This window comes from Kribbella sp. CA-247076 (assembly GCF_050942445.1).
Classification (GTDB): Bacteria; Actinomycetota; Actinomycetes; order Propionibacteriales; family Kribbellaceae; genus Kribbella.
Window position 1 is genome coordinate 2,523,042 of sequence record NZ_CP192051.1, and the last position, 22,634, is coordinate 2,545,675.

Consider the following 22,634-nt stretch of genomic DNA (forward strand, 5'->3'; position numbering starts at 1 on the left):
TACCGCCAACGCCGGGACCGCTCGGGCTAGCACCGCCAGCGCCGGTGCGGTGGGGGCTCGGTCCGGTCGGGGTGGGGTTGTTGAGGGTGCGGGCGGCGTACCTCTGCCGCAGTTTCTCGGGTCGGCCGGGACGTTGACGATCGGGCAGCGGAAGCTGCTGGTCGATCAGGCGCTGCTGATCCTGGACCAGAACTACGTGCACCTCCCGCTCAAGGCCGCCATGCACGCGGTCAACCCGCTGCAGCGGCTGCGCGTGATGCGGTCGCGGATGGAACGCCAGACGGCCGAGACGATGGAACCCGAATGGATGTTCCACCGGCAGATGTCGAGCATCTTCCACTCGGTCCGCGACCTGCACACCAACTACCTGCTGCCGGCGCCGTTCGCCGGCCAGATCGCGTACCTGCCGTTCATGATCGAGAAGTGCTACGACGCCGCCGGCAAGGAGCAGTACCTGATCACCCGGACCGTCACCGGCTACTCGGCTCCGCAGTTCGGTCCCGGTGCCGAGGTGACGCACTGGAACGGTACGCCGATCGCCCGCGCCGTCGCCCTGAACGGCGCGCAGTTCGCCGGCAGCAACGACGCGGCCAACCTCGCCCGCGGTCTGGAGTCGCTCACCCTGCGCCCGTTGGTGATCCAGTCGCCGCCGGACGAGGACTGGGTCAACCTCACGTACGTCGGGCTGGACGGCTTGACCCAGGAACTGCGTGAGCAGTGGAAGGTGACCGCGAACCTCCCGCCGATGACCGACCTGGACGCGATCAGCGAGACCTCCGCCTCGATGGGCCTCGACCTCGACTCGGACGAGAAGGCCCGCGCGAAGAAGGTGCTCTACGTCCGCGACGTGGTCGAGTTGGAAGGCGGCCAGAGCTCGGCCGAGCTGAGTACGCCGGCCGCGGTCGGGGGCGCGGATCTGCCGACCACGATGCCCGGCGTGTTCCGGGCCCGCGAGGTGGTCACGCCGTCCGGGACGTTCGGGCACCTGCGGATCTTCACGTTCAGCGTGCAGGACCCGGTCGCCTTCCGGAACGAATTCGTCCGGCTGGCCGGCCTGTTGCCGCAGCGCGGCCTGATCGTCGACGTCCGCGACAACGGCGGCGGGCACATCTACGCGAGCGAGTTCACCCTGCAGACGCTGACCCCGCGCGCGATCTCGCCGGAGCCGGTGCAGTTCATCAGTACGCCGCTCAACCTGCGCATCTGCCGTCGGCACAAGGACAACCCGGCCGGGATCGACCTGGGTCCGTGGTTCGACTCGCTCGACCTGGCGACCGAGACGGGTGCGGCGTACTCGGCCGCGAAGCCGATCACCCCGGAGGACGGCGCGAACGACATCGGGCAGACGTACCACGGCCCGGTCGTGCTGATCACCGACGCCCGGGTGTACTCCGCGACCGACATCTTCGCCGCCGGGTTCGCCGACCACGAGATCGGCACGATCCTCGGCGTCGACGACAACACCGGCGCGGGTGGTGCGAACGTGTGGACCCACGGCCTGCTCGCCGCGCTGCTGAACGAACCGCCGCCACCGGACCCGACCTCGCCGTACGAGGCGTTGCCGAACGGCGCGAACCTGCGCGTCTCGATCCGCCGCACCCTGCGGGTCGGCGAACTGTCCGGCACCCCGGTCGAGGACCTGGGCATCCGGCCGCACGAGACCCACAAGATGACGCGGGCCGACCTGCTCGACGGCAACGTGGACCTGCTCGCCAAGGCCGGGTCGTTGCTGGCGGCAATGCCGGTCCGCCGCCTCGGGGTGACCACGTCCATCAGCGGTACGACGCTCACCGTCACGCTGGATGTGGAGGGAATCGAACGAGTCGATCTCTACCTGGAGGGCCGGCCAATCAGTTCGGAGGACCTGACCGGTGCGCCGCTCAGCATCGACATCCTCGACGTGACGCCCGGCCAGCTGCTCCGGGCCGACGGTTACCACGACGGTGCGCTGGTGGCCTCTCGACGGCACATCATCTGAAGGGTTGTAGTTTTTCGGATTGTGAACAATCTGCACCTGACCGCCGAGGAAGAACGCCTGCTCGGCGGTCAGGACGGTGACGGGGTCGCGCTGGCGATGCGGGTGATCGTCAGCCTGGCCCGTCTCGAGCGCGCACCTCGCCTGGTCGAGATCACCTCCGCCCACGTCGACTCCTGCCTGTACCACGGCCAGGTCAGCCTCGACTTCGCCGGCAAACTCGTCAGCCTCGGCGCGCAGGTCCGCGTCCCGACCACGCTCAACGTCGGCTCGATGGACCTCCTGCATCCCGGCCTGGTCCGCACCACCACCGACGCCGAACGTGAGGTCGCCGCCCGCGGTCGCCAACTCATGGCGGCGTACGTCGACCTCGGCTGCACGCCGACGTGGACGTGCGCGCCGTACCAACTGCCGCATCGGCCGGGCCTCGGTGAGCATGTCGCGTGGGCCGAGTCGAACGCGATCGTCTTCGCGAACTCGGTGCTCGGTGCCCGGACGGACCGGTACGGCGACTTCCTCGACATCTGCGCCGCGATCACCGGACGAGTGCCGTACTCCGGACTGCAGACGACCGAGGCGCGGCGCGGGACCGTGGTGTTCGACTGCGGGCCGCTCGGTAAGAAGTTCCTGCGGTCGGACCTCGCGTATCCGCTGCTCGGCCATCACGTCGGGTCACTCGCGGGTGGCGAGATCCCTGTGCTGGTGGGGATTCCGGCGGAGGTGAGCGAGGACGACCTGAAGGCGTTCGGCGCCGCGGCCGCGTCGGCCGGAGGAGTCGCACTCTTCCACGTCGTCGGCGTCACGCCCGAGGCGCCGACCGGCCGGCTCGACCAATTGCCGCGGCATGAGGTGAACCTCGAGACGCTACGTGCTACCCGGCGTCGATTGTCGACAATCGACGAGGGTGAGCTCGACGCGATCAGTGTGGGGACGCCGCACGCGTCGTACGCCGAATGTGAACGACTCGCGGACATGCTCCGGGACGGGCCGCCGCTCACGCTGCCGTTCTACCTGTCGACCGGCCGGGCGACGCGGGCGCTGGCGGAGGAGACCGGCGTACTGCGGGAGCTCGAGGCTGCCGGTGTCACGGTGGTCGTGGACACCTGTACGTACGTGACGTCGATCCTGTCGCCGGCCTGGATGAACGTGATGACGAACTCGGGCAAGTGGGCGCACTACGCGCCGGGCAACCTCAACGTCGATGTTGTCCTCGGCTCACTCGAGGAATGCGTCACCTCAGCCCGCGAAGGCCGCGTCGTCCTGCACGAGCTCGGCGCATGATCCGCGCACGCACTCTCCATCCCGGCACCGCGTCCGGCGAGTCCATCCGGTTGACCGAGCCGTTGTCGTTCTGGGGCGGGACCGACGAGCACGGCCGGATCGTCGACGCGCACCACCCGCAGTGCGGCGCGATCCTGGCCGGCCGCGTCCTCCTGATGGAGTCCGGCCGCGGCTCCAGTTCGGCGTCCAGCGTGCTCGCCGAGCAGATCCGCGCCCACACCGCACCCGCCGCCATCATCCTCGCCCGCCCCGACGCCATCATCGCCCTGGGAGCCCTCGTAGCCCACGAGCTCTACGACCTGACCCTCCCGGTCGTAGTCGTCGACCACCTCGCGTACGACGGGCTGCCCACCAACCAGTCGTTGCACGTCCAAGCAGGCGCTCTCGACGCCTCCATCAGTTGGTGACGGCCGTCGGCTGACGCTTCATCAGGACCGCGGTGGCTGCGAAGAGGGTCGCGCACGCGCCCAGTGCCAGCGGGAGGGTTGTGAGTTGGGCGATGGCGGCGATTCCCAGGCCGCACAGGATCTCGCCCAAGTATTTGAGTTGGGCAAGGAACGAGTGCGTGGTCGCCCGGATGGCCGCCGTCGTCCGCGCGTTGACCCAGATCGTGCTCATCACCCGCGTCAGCGGCATGACGATGCCGGCGACCAGGACGACCGCGATCGCCCCGACTGCCGGGTCACGAGCCAGTGCGAGCATCAGCAGGCCGACCGCGCCGGCGAGCGCGGCCCAGGCGTAGTCCGTACGGACGTGGTCACCGTCGATGCGCCGACCGAGGATCCGGAACGTCAACGCACCAACGAGCAGGCCGACCACACCGAGGCCGGTGAACCAGACGACCGGATCCGGTTCGCGGGGCAGCCCGAGGTCGAGCAACCGCAGCTGCGTCAGCCGCCCGGCCGAGAAGGCGCCGTTGACGAGGAACGTCGCCGCGAACATCAGCAGGATCTCGCGGCTTCGCCGTACGAGCGTCAGACCGCGGCGGAACGTGGTCCACGACGACGACCAGCGCGCGGTCCGCACCGGGACGAAACGGTGCTCGGTGAACCGGATCGCGATGTAGAGGGCGAGCGACATCATCGCGGCACCCGCGACGACGATCGTGACGTCTCGTCGCGTCACCCAGGCCAGCAGACCGAGGGCGATCAGGCCGGTCGCCGCGCCGGTGAGCTGGGCACGGGCGGCTCGAGCGAGTACGGCGGAGATGCGGGCCGGCTGATCGAGTTCGTCGGTGATCCAGGCGACGTCGGAGCCGCTGGCGAACGTCCACGAGATGCCCCACAGGACCTGGGTCGCCAGGATCAGCGGGAACGACGACACCAGGCCGGTGGTGAGCATCGCCGTACCCATCAGCAACTGCGAGATCACCAGCGACCACTTGCGGCTGACCGTGTCGGCGAAGACTCCGGCCGGTACTTCGCAGAGCAAGGCGAACGCGCTCTGCACCGAGCCGATCAGGACGAGATGCGCGGGGGAGAGGCCGGCGTCGACGACCAGGTAGACGCTGGTGACGAGCCACCAGCCGTTGTGCAGCACCGCTCGCATCCAGGTCCACCGGACGAAGACGGTCACCACGGTCGCTGGGTCCTCCCTGACAGGACGGTCGAGCCCACCCTTCCGCCCCGACCACACCCAACGCCAACGGATTTCCGCCCCGCCGAAGTCAACCGAACGCCGACGCCAACGGATTTCCACCCCGCCCCGTCAACCGAACGCCGACGCCGGCGGACGCCGCTCGGCCGGCGCGTGGTCGACCGGCGGGTGCGCCCCCGTGGAGCGCACCCGCCGGGGTCAGCGTTCGGCCAAGGTGCCGGCTGTGGCCAGTTCCTCGTCGGCGCGCACCAGGTAGGGCTCACGGTCGAGGACCAGCCGCGCCGCGGCCGCGCCGATGTCGAACCACAGTCCGATCAGCTCAAGCCGACCCTCCGCTTCCGCCGTACGAACGCAGGCAAAACTGCGCAGGTTCGCCAGCTGGACGCCGACGTTCGCGACGGACAGCTTGTCGGCCGGGGACAGCGGTACGCCGGTCGCCGGGTCGATGATGTCGGGCAGTCCGACGGCCCGGCGTACCGACGGCTCGAGGTGGCGCAGCCAGTTCTGCAGGCCGGAGCCGGACGGGACGTTGGCCTCCAGCGCGGCCGCGGCGGCACCGCAGTGCGAGTGACCGCAGACCACGATCGACTTCACGCCGAGTACGTCGACGGCGTACTCGATCGCGGCGTCGACGGAGTTGCTGTTCGATCCCTTCGGCGGGACCAGGTTGCCGATGTTGCGGACGCAGAACTGGTCGCCCGGGCCACTGGTGGTGATCAGGTTCGGGACGATTCGCGAGTCCGCGCAGGTGATGAACAGGTGAGCCGGCCGCTGCCCGTCCGCCGCGAGTTTCGCCAGCATCGGCCGGAGCTCGTCGGCCGACGCCTCGAACTCGCGGACCCCGTCGAGCATCGACACCCGCTGGTCCGGCGCCGGGATGACGTGTCGTTGCCAGGGCAGCAGCCGGCGGACCGGGTCCGTACGCATCGCAGCCCGGACGGCGACCCGGTTGAGCTCTACCGAACCGCCGCGTGCCAGGTGACCACGCCGCCAGTCCTCGATCGCCTCGTACGCCGCGTGGTCGAGATGATCCACCTCGAGGTCGACGCGGACCCGGGCACCCGCGGGGATCGTCCGCAAGGTCCGGACGAGTGATGCGACCCCGAGGAACACGAGCGTGCCGCGGATCCGCACGGTCCACAGCCCGTCCTCCTCGGTCGTGGTCACGGTCGCCCGCGCCAGCCGGTAGAGCACGCGGGCCACCGCCAGCACCAGACCGATCAGGACCCCCTCGGCCAGCCCGAGTACGGCGACGCCGGCCGCGGTCACGACGTACACGAGAAGCTCGTCGTGGCGGCGCAACGTGCGGATGTGGGCGAGCTGGACCAGGCGCAACCCGATCACGAGCAGTACGCCGGCCAGCGCGGCCATCGGGATGAGCTCGAGCAGCGCGCCGGCGGCGAGCACGAACGCCGCGATCCAGATGCCGTGCATGATCGTCGACGCCCGGGTGCGCGCGCCCGCGGCGACGTTGGTCGAACTGCGCACGATCACACCGGTCACCGGCATGCCACCGAGTACGCCGGAGACCGCGTTGGCGGCGCCCTGGCCGATCAGCTCGCGGTCCAGGTTGCTCCGTTTGCCGCGATGAAGCTTGTCCACGGCAACGGCCGACAGCAGCGACTCGACACTCGCGACCAGCGCGACGGTCAGCACCGCGGTGATGATCTCGAGCGGGGCGCCCGCGGGCATGGCGGGCAGCACCAGCTCCTGCAACGGCTGGTCCGGCAGGTCGACGCGGGTGACGTCGGCCATGAAGACGGCGGCGAGCGCGGTCACCGCGACGACGGCGACGAGCGGCGCCGGAATCACCTTCACCTTGGGCAGTCTGGGCCAGATCAGCAGGATGACGACGGTCAGTACGCCGACCAGGACCGAGTGCGGGTGGTGGGCGACGAGCTGGCCCGGCAGCTCGGCCAGGTTGGCGATCAAGGAGCTCTGCGCCTGTCCGCCGAGCACCACATGCAACTGCTGGACGGCGATGGTGACGCCGATCCCCGCGAGCATGCCGTGCACCACGGCGGGAGAAAGAGAGAGGGCGAGCCGCCCGATCCGGGTGACGCCCAGCAGGATCTGCAACAGGCCGGCGGCGCAGGTAATGCCGGCGGTCGCGGCCCAGCCGAACTGGCTGACGAGGCCGGCGACGACAACGGTCAGGCCGGCGGCCGGGCCGCTGACCTGCAGCGGGGCGCCACCGAGGGCGCCGGCGACCACGCCGCCGACCACTGCGGCCACCAGGCCGGCGATCAGCGGGGCGCCGGACGCGGCGGCGATCCCCAACGAGAGTGGGATCGCGATCAGGAAGACCACCAGCGAGGCCGGCAGGTCATGGTGGAGGACATGCTTCCAGCGCACGGCAGACTCGCTGGAAGGCGGGGAATGGGAAGTAGACATGGTCGGCACGGATCCCTCCGGCGTCGGTGCTCAGGGCAAGCAGCTCGGGCATCAGGCGTCGAAACAAAGAGTGTCGATCTGGTTACCCACTGTACTGGGCTGTTCAAGGCCGGAACAGCGAAAGTTCCAATTCGTTGCCGACGGCCCCGACGTCCGAAAGATGACGATTGCTCAGGGCATCCGAGACCGCGTCGTAGACTTCCGGGGGCGAGTGAGGACGCGAAGGAGTCAGCGAGTGGACCTGCAACTGTCCGGCCGGAGCGCGATCGTCACCGGCGCCAGCAAGGGCATCGGCCTGGCCTGCGCCGAGGCCCTGGCCCGCGAGGGTGTGAGCGTCACCGGAATCTCCCGCGACCCCGGCAATCTCGCGAAGGCGCAGGAGGAGCTCGCGGCCAAGGGACTGCGGTACGACGTAGAGGCGGTCGACCTCACCGACTCCCACGCGACCCGAGCGGCGTTCGCGCGGATCGGCGTACCGGACATCCTGATCAACTGCGCCGGGGCGGCCCGACGGACACCGGTCGACGAGCTCGACAGCAAGGCGTTGCACGCGGCGATGGAAGCGAAGTACTTCACCTACATGCACGCCACCGAGGCGGTCATCCGGCAGATGGCGGAGCGCGGCCGCGGTGCGATCGTGAACGTCGTCGGCCAGGGCGGCCGGGCGGCGAACCCGCTGCACATCGGTGGCGGCGCGGCCAACGCGGCGCTGATGCTGGCGTCGGTCGGCTACGCCAAGGCGTACGCCGGTCAGGGTGTCCGGGTGAACGTGATCAACCCCGGCATGACCCGGACCGCGCGGGTCGACGAGGGGCTCGAGGCTGCGGTCCGGGCGAGCGGCCGGCCCAAGGACGAACTGCTCGCCGAGATGGTCGCCGAGATCCCGATGGGCCGCGCCGGCGAGCCCGCCGAGGTCGCCAACGTCGCGGTCTTCCTCGCCTCCCCGCTCGCCAGCTACGTCACCGGCGCCATCATCACCATGGACGGCGGCGTGACATCGGCGATCTGACGTTCGGCATCGGCGAGCTCGCGGCCCGCTTCGGTCTGGCCACCCATGTCCTCCGGCACTGGGAGGACCAGGGCTTGCTCACCCCGGCCGCCCGCGTCGGCGGCCAACGCAGGTACGACGAGTCGCACGTCGCCCGCGTGGTGATGATCCAGCGGGCCAAGGCGGCCGGTCTCAGCCTCGAGCAGCTCCGCCGGATGTTCGACGCGCCCGACGGGCCTGAGCGGCGGCGGATCCTGGCCGAGCAGGACGCCGCGCTCGACGAGCAGATCCGTCAGGCTCGCGAGTCCAAACGGCTGATCGAGCACGCGCTGACCTGCGAGGCCCCCGATTTCCTCGAGTGCCCGCGGTTCCAGCGGCTCGTGGCCGAGCTCAGTCCGAGAACGGGGTGATCGGGCGGTCCTGCGAGACGCCGTCGAGGGTGAGGTCGACCTTCTCGTTGAAGAAGGCGACCAGGCCGGCGATCGGCAGCAGCGGGGCGGTGGGGAAGTCGTACGACCAGGCGAGATCCGGCCGGTCGCCGACGTTCCAGTACGCCGAGGTCCGGCCCTTGTACGGGCACGCCGTCCGGGTGTCGCTCGGCGTGAGGTGGTCGAAGTTCACCTCGGTCCGCGGGAAGTAGTACCGCGGCGGCAGGCCGGTCTCGAAGACGATGACGGTCGAGTGGGACTCGGCCAGCATCTTGCCGTCGACCTCCACCTTGACGTGCCGGCCGGACCGGATCGCGTCGCAGCGGGCGTACGGGTTGCGCGGGTGGACGAACACCTCCTCGTCCTCCTCGAACCAGCTGTCCAGCGCGTCCCACTGGAACCGGACCCGGTCCTTCGCGATCCCGTCGTCGTACACCCACGCCTTCCCCGACCCGGCGGTGTGCACGCGGGCGACCCCGTGGTCGAAGGTCTTCGTCTCGCCGGTGTCGGTCAGCACCCCGTCGGCCACGTCGGCGAGCGGGATGTAGAACTGCGGGTACGGCGGGAACTCCCACAGGTAGATCGCATCGGTCGTGTCGACGACGACGCGGCCGTCGAGCGTCGCCCGGACCCGTCGCGGGACGGGAGCCGTGGAGCCGGGCGGGACCAGGACGTCGGGGTAGCTGCTGCTCATTGGTCCAGTAAAGGCGTGGGGCCGGTCTCAGGGAAGACCGACCCCACGGACATCAACCGCCCACGGACCTCAGATCGTGATCCAGTCGATGTCGGCGATGTAGCCGCTCGGGTTGTGCACCTTGATCGAGTTCGCACCGGCCTGGAGCTTCATCGGCAGGTAGGTGACCTGCGGCGTGCCCCAGTCGTTGTCACCGAGACCGTGGTAGTTGACCCAGTAGCTGTCGGCGTCGTTGACGGTCAGCATGCTCTGCCGGCTGGTGTCGCCGTCGGTGTAGGCGATCTTCACCAGGTACGTCCCGGTCGTCGGCACGGTGATCCCGTGCAGCGTGACCGAGGCGTCGTACCCGATGTTGCCGATCTTCGCGCCGCCCGAGCACAGGGTGCAGTCGGAGACGCCGGCGTTCCCGGTGAGCGTGCTGGTGGACGCCTCGGCCTCGTACTTCACCGGTCCGCCCGACTTCGAGGTGAACATGGTGATCGGCGCGCTCGCGTCCGACGTACGGCCGCCCTTCACCCCCTTCACCGTGAAGGTGTACTGCGTCTGCGGCAGCAGCCCGGTCACGACTACGCTCGTCCCCGCGCTGGTCGCCACCCGCTTGCCGTTCGCGAAGACGTCGTACGACGAGGCGCCGGTGCTCGGCTGCCAGACCAACGAGACCGTCGTCCGGCTGACGTCGGTCGCGGTGAGGTCGGCCGGCTTGCCCGGGTTGCTGTGCTTGTTCGGGAAGATCTTGTAGAGCTTCGAGCCGTGGGCCGGCAGGGCCGCGCTGACCTGGCCGGAGACGTTCCGGGTGTTCTGGTTCGCCCAGACGTCGCGGACGGTCGCCTTGCCGGTAATGCCGAGCCGGTCGAAGCTCCCGGTCACGGTCGCCGGGGTCTCGGCCAGGTTGAACAGGCCGACCGTGACGCTGCCGTCGGCGTTCTTCGCGTACCAGACCTGCTGCAGCTGGTCCTGGTCGAGCGGGCGGGCCGGGTTGCCGGCCTGGTTGATCGCGATCACCTCGCGGTTGGTGAGCAGCTTCAGGCCGTACGCGTCCAGCTTGGTCATGTCGTCACCGACGAACAGCGGGGCCGCGTTGATCGCCCAGAACGTCATGTAGCTCTGCCGCTCGGCCTCGTTCAGGCCGTCCATCTCGCCGACGCCGACGTTGATCGCGTCCAGGTTGTTCCAGTGACCCGGCCCGGCGTCGTCGATCCACTGCGGCAGGTCCCACCAGCGCTGCTTCACCGAGCCGTCCCAGCGGACGATCGTGTCGCAGTAGCACTCCACGTCGGTGTCGATCCGCCAGCCGTTCGAGTTCTGCTTCCAGACGTCGGCGTACCGGTGACTGAGCGACCACGACAGCGTGTACATCATCGGCCGGCCGGCGTTCTGCACCGCGCGCCACCAGGCCTCGACGTCCTCGGTGTTGTTGTGGTTCGGGTCGTCCGGCGCACCTTTCCACGAGCCCGGGCCGACACCGTCCATCTTGATGAAGTCGACTCCCCACTCGGCGAACAGGTTCGCGATCGAGTCGGCGTACTTCTGCGCGCACGGGCTCTCGTAGTTGATCTTGTACGCCTGGTCCCAGCCGTTCGTGGTGCGCAGGTCCGGGTAGACGATGTCGCGGGTGAAACAGCCGGGCGCGTCGTAGATCGGCGTGTTGCCGTCGCGGTAGACGTCGAAGCCGAGGCCGACCACGGTGTAGATGCCGAACTTCAGGCCGAGCTTGTGCAGGTCGTCGCCGACCGCCTTCATCCCGCGCGGGAACCGCTTCGGGTTCGCGACCGGCCGGCCGTACTCGTCACCGCCGAGCTGCCAGCCGGCGTCGATGTTGAGGTACTCGTAGCCGTACGGCTTGAGCTTGGTCGCCATCGCGTGCGCCTGGGTGAGGATGTTCTTCTCGTTGATGAAGCTGCCCGGGCCGTCCGGGTTCACACCCGGGTAGTTGGTCGACTGCAGGCTCCAGCTGCTCCAGCCCATGTACGGCTTGGCCGCGACCTGCGGGTACTTCGCCGGCGTCTTGGCAGACGTGGTCAGGTCTGGAGTGCCTTGGAATGCGGAGTCGGGCTCGACCAGCGTCGGCTTCGGGCCGGGCTGGACGGCGGTCGGGCGGGCCGCGTCGGCCGGTGCGATCGCGGCGGCCGTCGACACCAGGGCGACGGAAGCCAGCACGGCCGCGGCGGTACGGCGTCTGGGGAGGTTGAGCACGATGAAGTCCCTCGGGGGAGGAGTGAGCGGACCTCGCCGAGCCTAGGTGCGCTTAATTTACACCGTCAAGTATTCAGACCTCACTGGATCCAGAACAGACTGATTGCCCGGGCAGCGCCAAGGGCACATGCCTGACACCTCCAGCTGAACGGATCGTGATGCGCGTACTCATGCAGAATCCCGAGGCTCTGTACGGCGATTGGCCGCGGCGCCGGAAAGCTCTCGCCGCGGTGCTCGACGAGGCGAACCCAGATCTTGTCGGGCTGGTCGAGGCCGTCGTGACGGACGAGTACGACCAGCCGCGGGATCTGCTCGGACCGGACTACCACCTGGCTCACGGGTCGGCTCGCGGCGCGGACGGGGCCGGCATCACCATCGCGAGCCGCTGGCCGATCGCCCGGGTCCATGAGCTGGATCTGCACGTGACGCCGCGGGTCGACCCGGACTTCCCGGCGGCGACGGTCGTTGCCGAGATCGACCTACCCGACCCGATCGGTCCCACCGTGTTCGCCTGCACCAATCCGAGCTGGCAGTTGCCTCTCGAGTTCGAGCGACAACTGCAGGCAGTCGCATCGGCCAGGTTCCTCGAGACCCTGGCCGACGACCGGCACGTCGTACTCGCCGGAGATTTCGACGCCACCCCAGAAGCAACCAGCATGCGCTTCTGGCGCGGCCTGCACGCACTCGACGGGATGAGTGTGTGCTACCGCGATGCCTGGGAGACGGCGCATCCCGATGATCCCGGACACACCTTCACCCGCGAGAACGGACGAGTCGCCGAGGGCCCGGTGGCCTGGGATGTGGGCCGCCGGATCGACTACATCATGGTGCGGTGCGGCGAGCGCGGCCCATCCCTGGACGTCACCAGCTGCGAACGCACCTTCGACGACGCCATCGACGGTGTCTGGGCAAGCGACCACTTCGGAGTAGTCGCCACCTTCGAACCGCGTGCCTCGCCGGAGCCATCCGAACCGACCGGATAATCCGCGCCGACCCTCGATGTGTATCGGTGAGCTCTCGCGGGATCTAGTGGTGTTGCGGGCGGCGGCGGGGGCGGGTCGGGCGGGTGTGGGGGTCGGTCCGCTGGTGCTGGCGGCGGCCGATGAGGAAGGGGCGCGACGTGCGGGTCACCGGGACGCTCGTCGGAGCCGACAGCTGGATCGCGGACTGCTCGAGATCGAGCCGGACCGGCGGCTGGTGCCAGGGTGAACGGGTCCGGACCAGGACCAGCCGGAAGCGGCCGTCGCGACGGAGCCGGAGGGCGATCGCGACCGTCGCCACCGCCGGGATCAGACCGGACAGCAACAGGCTGCTGCGCGCGCCCCACGTCTGCGCGAGGAAGCCGACCAGCGGTCCGCCGATCGCGCCGCCGCCGATGAACACGAGGTTGTAGATGCCGGACACCCGTCCGCGAAGGCCGTCCGGTGTGGTCAGCTGGACCATCGACTGCGCCGCGGTGAGGAACATCAGCGTGGCCATGCCGAGCGCGGCCAGCAGCGGGATGAAGGTCCACAGCGACGGCTGGATGGCCGCCAGGATCTGCATCGCGGCCAGGAACGAGGCGATGCCGACCAGGTTCCGCAACCGCGGCGTCCGGATCCGCCGGGCCGACAGCAGTGCGCCGGTCAGGGCCCCGACCGCGACCACCGAGTTCAGTACGCCGTACCCGCTGGCACCGATGTGGAAGACGCGGTCGGCGAACGCCGTCAGCGTCACCGGCAGGCTGATCGCGAACATGCCGTAGATGCCGACCAACGCGATCGCCCAGCGGACGGCCGGCTCGTCGAGCGCGTACCGCACGCCGTCCCGCAACCCGTCCCGGATCCGCATCCCGGCACTCGCCGTACGGGCGGCCTGCAGCCCGGGCATCTCGCTCTCCCGCATCCTGATCAGCGCGGAGATCGAGGCGAAGAAGGTGATCGCATTGATCGCGAAGGCCCAGCCGGCGCCGAGCGTGCCGAGCAGCACGCCACCGAGGGCCGGGCCGACCATGCTGCCGAGCTGGAACGTCGACGAGACCATGCTGATCGCGTTCCGGACCCGCTCCTTGCCGACCAGCTCGGGGACGAAGGACTGCCTGGTCGGGTTGTCGACCGCGGTCGCGAGGCCGAGGAACAAGGCCATCAGATAGACCTGCCACACCTGCACCGAGCCGGCGAAGGCCAGCACGGCGAGGACGGCGGCGCCCGTGCCCATCGTCGTCTGGGTGACCAGCAGGACCTTCCGCTTCGGGAAGCGGTCCGCGATCACGCCGCCGTACAGGCCGAGCAGGAGGGTCGGGAGGAACTGCAGCGCGGTGGTGATGCCGACCGCGGTGGCGCTGCCGGTGATCGTGAGCACCAGCCAGTCCTGGGCGATGCGCTGGATCCAGCCGCCGGTGGAACTGACCAGGAGTCCGCTGACCAGGAGGCGGAAGTTGCGAACCTCGAGTGCGCTGAACGTCTCCCGGAACCCGGGGCGGCGCTGCGGTTCGGCTGGTCTCGTACTGCGGTGGGTGTGGAAGTCGGGGACGGATGGGACAGAACCGGTGGCCCGGGAGGTCAAGAGCGTTCCCTACGCGAGTGGACTGGTCAGGGGAGGACAGCTCCATCCTCACAGTTCGATGCTGAATTCCGACACCGAATTACTCCTATTAGTCTTATTGCGTCGCGCTATGAGAGGGGATCGATGTACGACCCGGACCAGTTGCGGACGTTCCTGGCGGTGGCGCAGTCGCTCAGCTTCACCCAGGCGGCCGAGCGGCTGGGTATCCGGCAGCCGACGGTCAGCCAACATGTCCGTAAACTCGAGGCGGCGGTCGGGCGGCCGTTGTTCGTCCGCGACACGCGGACGGTCACGCTGACCGCGGACGGCGAGGCGATGGCCGGGTTCGCCCGGACCATCCTGGCCGCGCACGAGGAGGCGGCCGGCTACTTCACCGGCTCGGAGCTCCGCGGCCGGCTGCGCTTCGGCGTCACCGACGACCTGGCGCTCACCCCGCTGCCGAAGATCCTGCGCGACTTCCGGCAGCTGTACCCGCGGATCGACCTCGAGCTCACGGTTGCCCAGAGCCCCAACCTGCTCCGCCGGGTCGAGTCCGGTCACCTCGACCTCGCCTACGTGAAGCACAGCGTCGGCACCAGCTACGAGCCGAGTGGACGGCTGGTACGGCGGGATCCGCTCGTCTGGGCCGGCATTGCCGGGACCCGGATCGCGCCGGACGGTCCGGTGCCGCTGGTCGCGTACCAGGCGCCGAGCCTGAGCCGGTCGCTCGGTGTTCAGACGCTGGAGCAGGCGGGCCGGTCCTGCCGGATCACGTGCATCGTCCGTGGCGTGAACGGCGTACTCGCGGCCGTCCGGGCCGGCCTCGGGATCGCGATCTTCGCCCGCTCGCTGATGCCGGCCGATCTGGTCGAGCCACCGCCGAGCGCCGGGCTGCCCGAGCTGCCGGCGATCGATCTGGTGCTGATCACCAACCCGCGGGCCGCCAAGGAGCCCGCCGAGGCGCTCACCGCCGCGATCCTCGGCAGCAACGCACCGCTCAAACCGGACGCTGCATAAAGGAGAGGTCGTGGGGCACCCGAGGGGTTGACTCTTGGGAGGTCTCGTATGGCGACCACGGTTGGCGACTACCTGCTCGAGCGACTCCGGGACTGGGAGGTCGACACGGTCTTCGGCTATCCGGGCGACGGCATCAACGGCATCCTCTCCGCCTGGACCGAGGCCAAGGACGGCCCGCGATTCGTCCAGTCGCGGCACGAGGAGATGAGCGCCTTCGAGGCGGTCGGGTACGCCAAGTTCACCGGCCGGGTCGGCGTCTGCATGGCCACCTCCGGCCCCGGCGCCATCCACCTGCTGAACGGTCTGTACGACGCCAAGCTCGACCACGTCCCCGTGGTCGCGATCGTCGGCCAGACCAGCCGGACCGCGATGGGCGGGTCGTACCAACAGGAGGTCGACCTGCACTCGCTGTTCAAGGACGTCGCGAGCGAGTTCGTCGAGACCGTGACCGTGCCCGAGCAGCTGCCGAACGTCCTCGACCGGGCGATCCGGACCGCGCTGTCCCGCTCGGCGCCGACCGCGATCATCGTGCCCTCTGACGTGCAGGAGCTCGAGTACTCGGCGCCGGAGCATGCGTTCAAGATGGTTCCGTCGAGTCTCGGGTTCGCGCCGGGTGTCCAGGTGCCGGACGAGGAGGGGCTGCTGCAGGCGGCCGACGTACTGAACAGTGGGGAGAAGGTCGCGATCCTGGTTGGCCAGGGTGCGCGGGGCGCCCGGCAGGAGATCGAGACGATCGCCGAGGTGCTCGGTGCGGGAGTGGCCAAGGCGCTGCTCGGGAAGGACGTGCTGAGCGACCACCTGCCGTACGTCACCGGCTCGATCGGGCTGCTCGGGACGCGCCCGAGCTGGGAGCTGATGCAGGGCTGCGACACGCTGCTCACGATCGGCTCGAGCTTCCCGTACTCGCAGTTCCTGCCGGAGTTCGGTACGGCGCGTGCCGTCCAGATCGACGTCGATCCGACCATGATCGGGATGCGGTACCCGTACGAGGTCAACCTGGTCGGCGACGCCGGCGCCACGCTGCGCGAGCTCACGCCGTACCTGCTGCGGAAGGAGGACCGGTCCTGGCGGTCCGGGATCGAGGACGGCGTACGCCGCTGGTGGGACGTGATGGCCGCGGCGGCGAAGGTCGAGGGCGATCCGGTGAACCCGCAACGGCTATTCTACGAGTTCTCCGAGCGGCTGCCGGACGACTGTGTCGTGGTCGCGGACTCGGGCTCGGCGGCCGACTGGTACGCGCGGCAACTGCGGTTCAACGACACCACCCACGGCTCACTGTCCGGGACGCTGGCCACGATGGGGTCGGCGGTGCCCTATGCGATCGGCGCGAAGATCGCGCACCCCGCGAAGCCGGTGGTCGCGTTCTCCGGTGACGGCGCGATGCAGATGAACGGGCTGGCCGAGCTGATCACGATCAAGCGGTACTGGCAGGAGTGGACCGATCCGCGGCTGGTGATCGCCGTCCTGCACAACAACGACCTCAACCAGGTCACCTGGGAGATGCGGTCGATGCAGGGGGCACCGAAGTTCACCGACTCGCAGAGCCTGCCCGAGGTCGACTACGCCGCGTTCGCCCGCTCCGTAGGATTGTCGGCAATCAGCGTCCGGGACGGCGACGACCTCGGGATGGCGTGGGACACCGCGCTCTCCGCCGACCGGCCGACGCTGCTCGACGTGTACTGCGACCCCGACGTACCGCCGATCCCGCCGCACGCGAGCTGGGACGAGATCCAGAAGATGGCCAAGTCGCTGTGGCGCGGCGACGAGGACCGGTGGGGTGTGCTCAAGCAAGGCGTGAAGACCAAGCTCCAGGAGCTACGGCACTAGGGCGTCGCCCCGGATGACGAGCGCTGCCACGCTGACCGCGGCGACCGCGATGGTGACCACGAACGGTGCGTTCTTCCAGAACAGGATGACGCCGAGCAGTACGGCGACCAGACCAAGCGTGACCCACCCGACCACACCGACCGCGCCGGGCGGACCGACGACGAGGAGGATCGTGGCCGCGGCCAACGGGACCGGGGCAAGCAGTCGCGCGGCCCCGCCGAGGCGTTGCGGCCAGCCGCGGACGCCGGTCGCCAGATCGTCGGCCAGGTCGGGTACAACGTTCCCCAGATGGGCACCGACTCCGAGCAGCGCAGTCGCGGCCGTGGCCCACCAGGGCGCCCAGGTGTCCGTCGTACCGAGGGTCACGAACGACGGGAGCGCGCCGAACGCGACGGCGTACGGGAGCCAGGAGACGACCGACGACTTCAGGCCCAGGTTGTACGCCCAGGCGCAGGCGACGAACAGCAGATGCATCAGGCCGGCGGCCGTCCCGTTGGCCAGCGAGACCGGGACGGTGAGGACCAGCATGACGAGCGCGGCCACGATCAGCGTGCGGCGACTCACCAGTCCACGCACCACCGGCTTGTCCTGCCGGTTCACAATGGTGTCGCGGGCGGCATCTATCGCGTCATTGCTCCAGCCGATCGAGAGGTGGCCGGTGAGGATCGTTGCTGCGACCAGGAGACACCCGGCCGGACCGCGTCCGGCCGACCAGGCTACGGCGGTGGTGAGCGCGGTGACGGCGACGGTCGGCCCGGGGTGGCAGGCCAGCGCCAGACCCCGCGCGGTCCTGCCGACCGCGCTCCGTCTGCCACTTGCCCGGCTCGCCCGGTCGCTCGGCTGGCCGTCCGGCTGGCCGTTCGCTCGGTCGTCCGGTTGGTCGTTCGGTTGGCCGTTCGCTCGGTCGTTCGGGTTGCGGCTCGCCTCGGGGCTCACCGACGTAACGATGCCACGATGACGCGGATCGCAGCGGTCCGGCCCGCCCTGCCGCCGTACCGCTATCCGCAGTCGTCGTTGACCGAGGCCTTCGCGTCGATCTGCCTGCCGGACGGCAGCGGTACGGCGCTGCTCCGGCGGCTGCACGCGAACGCGGGCGTGTCGTACCGGCATCTCGCGCTGCCGTTGGAGCGGTACGCCGTACTCAAGGACTACGGCGAGGCGAACGACGCCTGGATCGCGGCGGCCGTGGACCTGGGCGCGGAGGCCGTCGCGGGGGCGGTGAAGGACGCGGGGTTGACGCTGGACGACGTCGATCTGCTGATGTTCACCACGGTCACCGGCGTGGCGGCGCCGTCCATCGATGCGCGGGTCGCTGTGCGGTTGGGGTTGCGGGAGGACGTGAAGCGGCTGCCGCTGTTCGGGTTGGGATGCGTGGGTGGAGCGGCGGGGATCGCTCGAGTGCACGATTACCTGACGGCCTGGCCGACGCATGTCGCCGTACTGCTGTCCGTCGAGTTGTGCTCGTTGACGTTGCAGCGGGACGACTCGTCGCTGCCGAACCTGGTCGGTGGGGCGTTGTTCGGCGACGGTGCGGCCGCGGTGGTGATGACGGGGTCGGAGCATCCGGCGGCGTCCGGGCCGTCCGTGCTGGCGACGCGCAGCCGGCTGTATCCGGACTCCGAGCGGGTGATGGGCTGGGACGTCGGATCGGGCGGCTTTCGGATCGTCCTGGGGGCGGACGTGCCGGACGTCGTGCGGACGTATCTCGGCGGAGATGTGCGCGAGTTCCTGTCGGCCTACGGGCTGAGCGTTCCGGACATCGGCACCTGGGTGAGCCATCCCGGCGGGCCGAAGGTGCTGGAGGCGGTCGCGGAGACGCTGTCGCTGCGGCCGGGCGCGCTCGACCTGACCTGGGAATCGCTCGATGCGGTCGGCAACTTGTCCTCGTCGTCCGTGTTGCACGTCCTCGGTGAGACCCTCCGGCGAGATCCTGTCGGCATGGGACTACTTCTGGCCATGGGCCCCGGCTTCTGCTCCGAACTCGTCCTGCTGGAGTGGCAATGACAGTGCTGATGCCACGCCTCCGGCGCGGCGGATCATGGGGCTCTGACTCCCGGCCTTCCCTCGTCGCTCCGGTCGCTGCGCTCCCTCCGCTCCCCAGTCCAGGCCGGGAGGCCCCATGACCGGGTACGTCGTGCTCGTGGTGCTCGTCGGCCTCGAGCGGGTTGCCGAGTTGGTGGTGTCGCTGCGGAACGCGCGGTGGAGTTTCGCGCAGGGCGGCGTGGAGTCGGGTCGCGGGCACTACCCGTTCATGGTCGTCCTGCACACCGGGTTGCTGGCCGGGTGCCTGGTGGAGGCGGCGCACAGGCCGTTCGTGCCGTGGCTCGGGTGGACCATGTTCGCCGTGGTGCTGCTGTCGCAGGGGCTGCGGTGGTGGTGCATCACGGTGCTCGGACGCCAGTGGAACACGCGGGTGATCGTCGTACCCGGGCTGCAACTGGTTGCGCGTGGCCCGTACCGATGGCTGCGCCACCCGAACTACGTCGCGGTGGTTGCCGAGGGCATCGCACTGCCGCTGGTCCACACGGCGTGGATCACGGCCGTGGTGTTCACCGTGCTGAACATCCCGTTGCTCGCGGTCCGGATCCGGGCCGAGGAAGCCGCCCTGAACGCCGCGCTGGTCAAGTGATCGACCTCCTCGTCGCCGGTTGCGGCCCCGCTGGTGCCGCGACCGCGGTCCGCGCCGCGCTGGCCGGCCTGTCCGTCGTGGTCGTCGAGCCCCGGTCCGCGCCGATCGACAAGGCGTGCGGCGAGGGCGTCGCCCACAGCGCGGTGTCCTACCTGGAGCGGCTGGGCGTCGAGCTGACCGGCCGCCCGTTCTACGGCATCCGCTACCTCGATGCCGACCACCAGGTGGACGCCCGTTTCCGCGCCGGGCCCGGTCTCGGCGTACGTCGTACGACGCTGCACCAAGCGCTCGTCGACCGCCTGGAATCGCTCGGCGTGCCGATTGTCAACAATCGGATTGGCGCCATCACCCAGAACACCACGTCCGTCACCGCCGCCGGCCATACCGCCCGCTACCTCGCCGCCGCCGACGGCCTCCACTCCACCATCCGCCGCCAACTCGGCCTCACAATCGCCCCACACGAGGCACGCGCCGGCATCCGCGGCCAGCTCGACCCCGCAGTCCCTCCAGGCGCGGCTCGCGCCGGCACCTGCGGCCAGCCCGGCCCTGCAGTCCCCCCAGGCGCGCCTCGCGCCGGCATCCGCGGCCAGCTCGGCCTCACCGCCCTTTCACGCGCGGCTCGCGCCGGCGCCAGCCCCGGTGCTGCCCCCGCCGTTCGGCGGGGATTGCGCCGGCATTTCTCTGTCTCGCCCTGGACCGACCTTGTTGAGGTCTACTGGTCCCGGCTAGGCGAGGCCTACGTCACTCCTGTCGCCGACGACCTGGTCGGGGTCGCGATCCTCACCTCGGAGCGTGGCACCTTCGACTCTCACCTCGACGCGTTCCCGGCGTTGAAACGGCGGTTGAGCGGCGCCAACCCGGCGAACGCGGTCATGGGCGCCGGCCCGCTACGGCAGCGAGTCCGCGCACGGGTGGCTGGTCGCGTGCTGCTGGTGGGCGATGCGGCCGGGTACGTCGACGCGTTGACCGGTGAAGGGATCGCAGTCGCGCTGCGAACGTCGGCGGAGTTGGTCGAGTGCATTGTCGACAATCGACCGGAGGACTACGAGGCGGCCTGGCGCCGGGTGTCGTGGGAGTGCCGGCTGCTGACCGGTTCGTTGCTCTGGGCCCGCAACAGGTCGTTGCTCGCTCCCCGCATCGTCCCCGCCGCCACCCTGCTCCCCGGCGTCTACAGCCACATCGTCAACCGCCTGGCCTGAGCCCTCCCACGCCTCGGCCGGTTTCTCTTGGGGCCCGGCGATCGCTCAGACAATCGCCGGGCCCACGAGAAGCCCGAGCTTCCTGGTGAAAAGCTCGGACCGGCCGCTCCAGCCTCCTGGTGAAAGGCTGGAACGGTGCCCCAGCTTCCTGGTGAAAAGCTGGGACAGTCCTTGGGGCGTTCGCCCGGTGTTCCTGAGGAAGACTTAATCAGCCGGATGTTGCCCAGCAGTTGCCGGAATATGAAGCCTTGTTACGCAGGCCTGTGGCGAACATCTCAGTGCTCGGTCCGCACCGCCGCGATCTGCAACTGCAGCGCCAACCGTTCACGCGGATTCGACAGATCCAGTCGCGTGATCTCACCGATCCGCTTCATCCGGTGCCGCAACGTATTCGTGTGCAGATGCAGTTCCCGCGCCGCCCGCTGCGGCTGCCCCGGATACTCGAGCCAGGCCTGCAGCGTTTCCACGAACCCGGTGTCGTGCTCGATGTCGTGCCGCAGCAAGGTAGCGAGCGGACCGTCCAGCTTGCTGGTGTCCAACGACGTCACCGCTCGGTGAACGGTCAGCACATGCCACGCCGCCTCCACCGGCAACGCGGGCCCCGGCGCCGCTCCACGACGTACCAAGCCGAGTAGCTCGACTGCCTGTGCACGTGAGCTCGGCAGGTCCGCAGGGCTCCGTGCAGGACCACCTGCCGCGGCAACAGTGCCAGGAGCGGTCTTGGCCTGCTCGGTGACCAGTTTGCTCAACCAGGTCCACGAGCCGGGGCCGTCCGAGTCCGTGACTACCGCCAGCACGGTCCCGTCGAGGTCCGCGAGTTGCGGTTCGCTCCATCCATGCCGGCGACCCGTGGACTCCCACAGGTCGAGCTGCTGCGGTACGTCGTACCCGTCCGGCGACCCGAGTGCGACCACACGCCAGGGTTGCGGCGGCAGCCGTACGTCCAGTGGGTTGTCGGGGGAGAACTGCCGCAGGATCGTCCGCAGCCGATCGATCGCACTCCTGCGCGCCACGTCCGCCTGAGCCCGCAGCCGCAGCAGATGCAACGCCAGCACCGACGCAGCGTTGCTCAGCTCGGCAGTCACCTCGTCACTGACCGGACCGTCCACCACAGCCCAGATAGACCCCAGCCACTCGCCTCCAGCCCGCACAGGTACGACGAGACGCGGGCGGATCCCGTTGGGGCCGTCAGGCACGAGGAACGGCTCGCTGGACCGGGCCAGCCGCCGGAAGATGCCCCGCGCCCGGAAGTGTGCGATCACCTCGGCCGGAACACGCCGGCCGACGATGGTGGACACACGAGTCGGGTCGGTGAAGTCCTGGCCGGAGGAGTACGCCAGCACGCGGGACTGGTTGTCCTCGATCGTCACGGGCGCGTCCACGATCGCTGCGGCGGCATCTGCCAACGCAAACAACTCCTGGTGGACACCGGCGTCTCCGGCGGCAGGGGAGTCGGGTGCGGCGGCTCTGTCGATGACACCGCGCAGCAGCCAGACCACATGCGCCCAGGTCACGCTCGGCTGCAGTGCGACCAGTGTGAGCAGCCATCGCTCGGCTGCCGCGACCACGGTGGGCTCGTGGGCGAGCGACGTACGCAGAACGACACCTGACGCGTTGCCGGCTGCGCAGCGCTCCACCAGCTCCACGGCGTCCTCTGCGTCGCGCAGACCGAGCCCGAGCACCAGATCGCCCGGCTGACCGGTCGCCGGCTCCTGCGGGTCGGCCAGGAAGACGTCACGGACCTCTCCGTCGCCTTTGCCGGTCACGACGATCTCGAAGAGCGCGGGTCCAACGGCGACAACCAGGTCAGGCGCAGTAATCACCCGGGTTATTGTGCTCTAAGCACAGTCATTTGTCTCTTCTGTGGTGTGATCGCACCATGACAGCCGT

Annotated in this window: 18 protein-coding genes; 11 read left to right on the plus strand and 7 right to left on the minus strand. The window is 69.5% G+C overall.

Features of this window, described 5'->3' with window-relative positions:
* The first annotated feature begins 49 nt into the window (after nt 1-49).
* From ACQPYZ_RS12165 to ACQPYZ_RS12175, 3 genes are read left to right on the plus strand one after another with little or no spacing between them, the layout of a single operon-like run.
* A complete protein-coding gene (locus ACQPYZ_RS12165) occupies nt 50-1,978 on the plus strand; it encodes a S41 family peptidase (protein ID WP_433167590.1) in 1,929 nt (642 codons plus the stop codon).
* 21 nt (nt 1,979-1,999) lie between these two features.
* On the plus strand, nt 2,000-3,256 hold the full coding sequence (locus tag ACQPYZ_RS12170) for an aconitase X (RefSeq protein ID WP_433167591.1): 1,257 nt from the start codon (nt 2,000-2,002) through the stop codon (nt 3,254-3,256).
* Nucleotides 3,253-3,663: an aconitase X swivel domain-containing protein gene (locus tag ACQPYZ_RS12175; protein ID WP_433167592.1), complete on the plus strand. Its 411-nt coding sequence runs from the start codon at nt 3,253-3,255 to the stop codon at nt 3,661-3,663. The genes ACQPYZ_RS12170 and ACQPYZ_RS12175 overlap by 4 nt, the downstream gene beginning before the upstream one ends.
* On the opposite strand, the gene ACQPYZ_RS12180 is transcribed toward ACQPYZ_RS12175, so the two are convergent.
* A complete protein-coding gene (locus ACQPYZ_RS12180) occupies nt 3,653-4,831 on the minus strand; it encodes an MFS transporter (RefSeq protein ID WP_433167593.1) in 1,179 nt (392 codons plus the stop codon). The genes ACQPYZ_RS12175 and ACQPYZ_RS12180 overlap by 11 nt on opposite strands.
* A gap of 219 nt (nt 4,832-5,050) precedes the next feature.
* Nucleotides 5,051-7,207 carry a bifunctional SulP family inorganic anion transporter/carbonic anhydrase gene (locus tag ACQPYZ_RS12185; RefSeq protein WP_433167594.1) on the minus strand — a complete coding sequence of 719 codons (2,157 nt, stop codon included), beginning with the start codon at nt 7,205-7,207 and terminating at the stop codon, nt 5,051-5,053.
* A gap of 274 nt (nt 7,208-7,481) precedes the next feature.
* Between ACQPYZ_RS12185 and ACQPYZ_RS12190 the strand changes: the two genes are divergently transcribed.
* Both ACQPYZ_RS12190 and ACQPYZ_RS12195 read left to right on the plus strand, forming a co-directional pair.
* Nucleotides 7,482-8,255 (plus strand): SDR family NAD(P)-dependent oxidoreductase, encoded by a 774-nt coding sequence (locus ACQPYZ_RS12190; RefSeq protein ID WP_433167595.1) that lies wholly within the window; start codon nt 7,482-7,484, stop codon nt 8,253-8,255.
* Nucleotides 8,256-8,290: 35 nt separating this feature from the next.
* The gene (locus tag ACQPYZ_RS12195) at nt 8,291-8,644 is read left to right on the plus strand and encodes a MerR family transcriptional regulator (RefSeq protein ID WP_433169672.1); all 354 of its coding nucleotides are present in this window, start codon (nt 8,291-8,293) and stop codon (nt 8,642-8,644) included.
* Here the strand turns inward: ACQPYZ_RS12195 and ACQPYZ_RS12200 are convergent.
* Together ACQPYZ_RS12200 and ACQPYZ_RS12205 are read right to left on the minus strand one after the other, a co-directional pair.
* Nucleotides 8,625-9,356, minus strand: a complete 732-nt coding sequence (locus tag ACQPYZ_RS12200; RefSeq protein ID WP_433167596.1) for a DUF427 domain-containing protein — start codon at nt 9,354-9,356, stop codon at nt 8,625-8,627. The two genes, ACQPYZ_RS12195 and ACQPYZ_RS12200, sit on opposite strands and share 20 nt — an antisense overlap.
* A gap of 69 nt (nt 9,357-9,425) precedes the next feature.
* Nucleotides 9,426-11,549 carry a fibronectin type III domain-containing protein gene (locus tag ACQPYZ_RS12205; protein ID WP_433167597.1) on the minus strand — a complete coding sequence of 708 codons (2,124 nt, stop codon included), beginning with the start codon at nt 11,547-11,549 and terminating at the stop codon, nt 9,426-9,428.
* Between the two features lie 170 nt (nt 11,550-11,719).
* On the opposite strand from ACQPYZ_RS12205, the gene ACQPYZ_RS12210 reads away from it, so the two are divergent.
* The gene (locus tag ACQPYZ_RS12210; RefSeq protein WP_433167598.1) at nt 11,720-12,532 is read left to right on the plus strand and encodes an endonuclease/exonuclease/phosphatase family protein; all 813 of its coding nucleotides are present in this window, start codon (nt 11,720-11,722) and stop codon (nt 12,530-12,532) included.
* 43 nt (nt 12,533-12,575) lie between these two features.
* Here ACQPYZ_RS12210 and ACQPYZ_RS12215 read toward each other — a convergent pair whose 3' ends face one another.
* Complete coding sequence (locus ACQPYZ_RS12215; protein ID WP_433167599.1) at nt 12,576-14,093, minus strand: MFS transporter; 1,518 nt, start codon at nt 14,091-14,093, stop codon at nt 12,576-12,578.
* 123 nt (nt 14,094-14,216) lie between these two features.
* Between ACQPYZ_RS12215 and ACQPYZ_RS12220 the strand changes: the two genes are divergently transcribed.
* Both ACQPYZ_RS12220 and ACQPYZ_RS12225 read left to right on the plus strand, forming a co-directional pair.
* Nucleotides 14,217-15,089: a LysR substrate-binding domain-containing protein gene (locus ACQPYZ_RS12220; RefSeq protein WP_433167600.1), complete on the plus strand. Its 873-nt coding sequence runs from the start codon at nt 14,217-14,219 to the stop codon at nt 15,087-15,089.
* A 48-nt stretch (nt 15,090-15,137) separates the two neighbouring features.
* Nucleotides 15,138-16,916, plus strand: coding sequence for a thiamine pyrophosphate-requiring protein (locus ACQPYZ_RS12225; RefSeq protein ID WP_433167602.1), 1,779 nt, complete (start codon nt 15,138-15,140; stop codon nt 16,914-16,916).
* Here the strand turns inward: ACQPYZ_RS12225 and ACQPYZ_RS12230 are convergent.
* Complete coding sequence (locus ACQPYZ_RS12230) at nt 16,905-17,852, minus strand: UbiA family prenyltransferase (protein ID WP_433167603.1); 948 nt, start codon at nt 17,850-17,852, stop codon at nt 16,905-16,907. The genes ACQPYZ_RS12225 and ACQPYZ_RS12230 overlap by 12 nt on opposite strands.
* 18 nt (nt 17,853-17,870) lie before the next feature.
* Here ACQPYZ_RS12230 and ACQPYZ_RS12235 point away from each other — a divergent pair, with 18 nt between their 5' ends.
* The 3 genes from ACQPYZ_RS12235 (at nt 17,871) to ACQPYZ_RS12245 (ending at nt 20,744) form a co-directional block, all read left to right on the plus strand.
* A complete protein-coding gene (locus tag ACQPYZ_RS12235; protein ID WP_433167604.1) occupies nt 17,871-18,920 on the plus strand; it encodes a type III polyketide synthase in 1,050 nt (349 codons plus the stop codon).
* Between the two features lie 115 nt (nt 18,921-19,035).
* On the plus strand, nt 19,036-19,545 hold the full coding sequence (locus tag ACQPYZ_RS12240; RefSeq protein ID WP_433167605.1) for an isoprenylcysteine carboxyl methyltransferase family protein: 510 nt from the start codon (nt 19,036-19,038) through the stop codon (nt 19,543-19,545).
* Nucleotides 19,542-20,744, plus strand: coding sequence for an NAD(P)/FAD-dependent oxidoreductase (locus tag ACQPYZ_RS12245; RefSeq protein ID WP_433167606.1), 1,203 nt, complete (start codon nt 19,542-19,544; stop codon nt 20,742-20,744). The genes ACQPYZ_RS12240 and ACQPYZ_RS12245 overlap by 4 nt, the downstream gene beginning before the upstream one ends.
* Nucleotides 20,745-21,019: 275 nt before the next feature.
* On the opposite strand, the gene ACQPYZ_RS12250 is transcribed toward ACQPYZ_RS12245, so the two are convergent.
* Nucleotides 21,020-22,567, minus strand: coding sequence for a helix-turn-helix domain-containing protein (locus ACQPYZ_RS12250; RefSeq protein ID WP_433167607.1), 1,548 nt, complete (start codon nt 22,565-22,567; stop codon nt 21,020-21,022).
* Nucleotides 22,568-22,634 lie beyond the last annotated feature (67 nt).